Here is a 3,368-nt window from a genome sequence, read left to right as displayed (position 1 = left end):
CAAATTGCTTGGGTGTTATATGGTCAAGCCTCACGGGCAATTAGTATTGGTTAGCTCAACGCCTCACAGCGCTTACACACCCAACCTATCAACGTCGTAGTCTTCGACGGCCCTTCAGGGGACTCAAGGTCCCAGTGAGATCTCATCTTGAGGCAAGTTTCCCGCTTAGATGCTTTCAGCGGTTATCTTTTCCGAACATAGCTACCCGGCAATGCCACTGGCGTGACAACCGGAACACCAGAGGTTCGTCCACTCCGGTCCTCTCGTACTAGGAGCAGCCCCTCTCAAATCTCAAACGTCCACGGCAGATAGGGACCGAACTGTCTCACGACGTTCTAAACCCAGCTCGCGTACCACTTTAAATGGCGAACAGCCATACCCTTGGGACCGGCTTCAGCCCCAGGATGTGATGAGCCGACATCGAGGTGCCAAACACCGCCGTCGATATGAACTCTTGGGCGGTATCAGCCTGTTATCCCCGGAGTACCTTTTATCCGTTGAGCGATGGCCCTTCCATACAGAACCACCGGATCACTAAGACCTACTTTCGTACCTGCTCGACGTGTCTGTCTCGCAGTCAAGCGCGCTTTTGCCTTTATACTCTACGACCGATTTCCGACCGGTCTGAGCGCACCTTCGTACTCCTCCGTTACTCTTTAGGAGGAGACCGCCCCAGTCAAACTACCCACCATACACTGTCCTCGATCCGGATAACGGACCTGAGTTAGAACCTCAAAGTTGCCAGGGTGGTATTTCAAGGATGGCTCCACGCGAACTGGCGTCCACGCTTCAAAGCCTCCCACCTATCCTACACAAGCAAATTCAAAGTCCAGTGCAAAGCTATAGTAAAGGTTCACGGGGTCTTTCCGTCTAGCCGCGGATACACTGCATCTTCACAGCGATTTCAATTTCACTGAGTCTCGGGTGGAGACAGCGCCGCCATCGTTACGCCATTCGTGCAGGTCGGAACTTACCCGACAAGGAATTTCGCTACCTTAGGACCGTTATAGTTACGGCCGCCGTTTACCGGGGCTTCGATCAAGAGCTTCGCGTTAGCTAACCCCATCAATTAACCTTCCGGCACCGGGCAGGCGTCACACCCTATACGTCCACTTTCGTGTTTGCAGAGTGCTGTGTTTTTAATAAACAGTCGCAGCGGCCTGGTATCTTCGACCGGCGTGGGCTTACGGAGCAAGTCCTTCACCCTCACCGGCGCACCTTCTCCCGAAGTTACGGTGCCATTTTGCCTAGTTCCTTCACCCGAGTTCTCTCAAGCGCCTTGGTATTCTCTACCCAACCACCTGTGTCGGTTTGGGGTACGGTTCCTGGTTACCTGAAGCTTAGAAGCTTTTCTTGGAAGCATGGCATCAACCACTTCGTGTTCCAAAGGAACACTCGTCATCAGCTCTCGGCCTTAAGATCCCGGATTTACCTAAGATCTCAGCCTACCACCTTAAACTTGGACAACCAACGCCAAGCTGGCCTAGCCTTCTCCGTCCCTCCATCGCAATAACCAGAAGTACAGGAATATTAACCTGTTTTCCATCGACTACGCTTTTCAGCCTCGCCTTAGGGACCGACTAACCCTGCGTCGATTAACGTTGCGCAGGAAACCTTGGTCTTTCGGCGTGGGTGTTTTTCACACCCATTGTCGTTACTCATGTCAGCATTCGCACTTCTGATACCTCCAGCAAGCTTCTCAACTCACCTTCACAGGCTTACAGAACGCTCCTCTACCGCATCACCTAAGTGATACCCGTAGCTTCGGTGTATGGTTTGAGCCCCGTTACATCTTCCGCGCAGGCCGACTCGACTAGTGAGCTATTACGCTTTCTTTAAAGGGTGGCTGCTTCTAAGCCAACCTCCTAGCTGTCTAAGCCTTCCCACATCGTTTCCCACTTAACCATAACTTTGGGACCTTAGCTGACGGTCTGGGTTGTTTCCCTTTTCACGACGGACGTTAGCACCCGCCGTGTGTCTCCCATGCTCGGCACTTGTAGGTATTCGGAGTTTGCATCGGTTTGGTAAGTCGGGATGACCCCCTAGCCGAAACAGTGCTCTACCCCCTACAGTGATACATGAGGCGCTACCTAAATAGCTTTCGAGGAGAACCAGCTATCTCCGAGCTTGATTAGCCTTTCACTCCGATCCACAGGTCATCCGCTAACTTTTCAACGGTAGTCGGTTCGGTCCTCCAGTCAGTGTTACCTAACCTTCAACCTGCCCATGGATAGATCGCCCGGTTTCGGGTCTATTCCCAGCGACTAGACGCCCTATTAAGACTCGCTTTCGCTACGCCTCCCCTATTCGGTTAAGCTCGCCACTGAAAATAAGTCGCTGACCCATTATACAAAAGGTACGCAGTCACCCAACAAAGTAGGCTCCCACTGCTTGTACGCATACGGTTTCAGGATCTATTTCACTCCCCTCTCCGGGGTTCTTTTCGCCTTTCCCTCACGGTACTAGTTCACTATCGGTCAGTCAGTAGTATTTAGCCTTGGAGGATGGTCCCCCCATATTCAGACAAAGTTTCTCGTGCTCCGTCCTACTCGATTTCATGACTAAGAGATTTTCGCGTACAGGGCTATCACCCACTATGGCCGCACTTTCCAGAGCGTTCCGCTAATCTCAAAGCCACTTAAGGGCTAGTCCCCGTTCGCTCGCCACTACTAAGGGAATCTCGGTTGATTTCTTTTCCTCAGGGTACTTAGATGTTTCAGTTCCCCTGGTTCGCCTCTTGCACCTATGTATTCAGTACAAGATAACCATCTTATGATGGCTGGGTTCCCCCATTCAGACATCTCCGGATCAAAGTCTGTTTGCCGACTCCCCGAAGCTTTTCGCAGGCTACCACGTCTTTCATCGCCTCTGACTGCCAAGGCATCCACCGTATGCGCTTCTTCACTTGACCATATAACCCCAAGCAATCTGGTTATACTGTGAAGACGACATTCGCCGAAAATTCGAATTTCTCAACTAAGAGAACTCACAAATTTTACCTTAGCCTGATCCGTTACCAGTGAAAGTAACGTTCAGTCTATCTTTCTATCACATACCCAAATTTTTAAAGAACGATCTAATCAAAAGACTAGAAATCAATATTCACATCGGAATACTCATTTCTAAACTTTCAGAAGCAGTTATATGGTGGAGCCAAACGGGATCGAACCGTTGACCTCCTGCGTGCAAGGCAGGCGCTCTCCCAGCTGAGCTATGGCCCCATAACAAAATTGGTGGGTCTGGGCAGATTCGAACTGCCGACCTCACCCTTATCAGGGGTGCGCTCTAACCAACTGAGCTACAGACCCAATTTCGAGCGCGTAACTGTTAGCTTGGAGCTATCAGCTTGGAGCTTAAAGCTGCTTCTA

Annotated in this window: 2 tRNA genes and 1 rRNA gene; all 3 read right to left on the bottom strand. The window is 51.0% G+C overall.

From position 1 onward, the window contains the following. Positions 1-19: 19 nt before the first annotated feature. A 23S ribosomal RNA gene (locus tag J4D25_RS26805) occupies positions 20-2,911 on the bottom strand. 234 nt (positions 2,912-3,145) lie between these two features. Beyond that, positions 3,146-3,221 (bottom strand) — tRNA-Ala (locus J4D25_RS26800). 10 nt (positions 3,222-3,231) lie between these two features. Next, a tRNA-Ile gene (locus J4D25_RS26795) sits at positions 3,232-3,308 on the bottom strand. Positions 3,309-3,368: the final 60 nt, after the last annotated feature.

Source organism: Pseudomonas sp. GW456-L13 (assembly GCF_017350115.1).
In the GTDB taxonomy this organism is placed as follows: domain Bacteria; phylum Pseudomonadota; class Gammaproteobacteria; order Pseudomonadales; family Pseudomonadaceae; genus Aquipseudomonas; species Aquipseudomonas jessenii.
The sequence above is the reverse complement of the archived record's forward strand: the minus strand, read 5'-3'. Positions and strand labels throughout refer to the sequence as shown.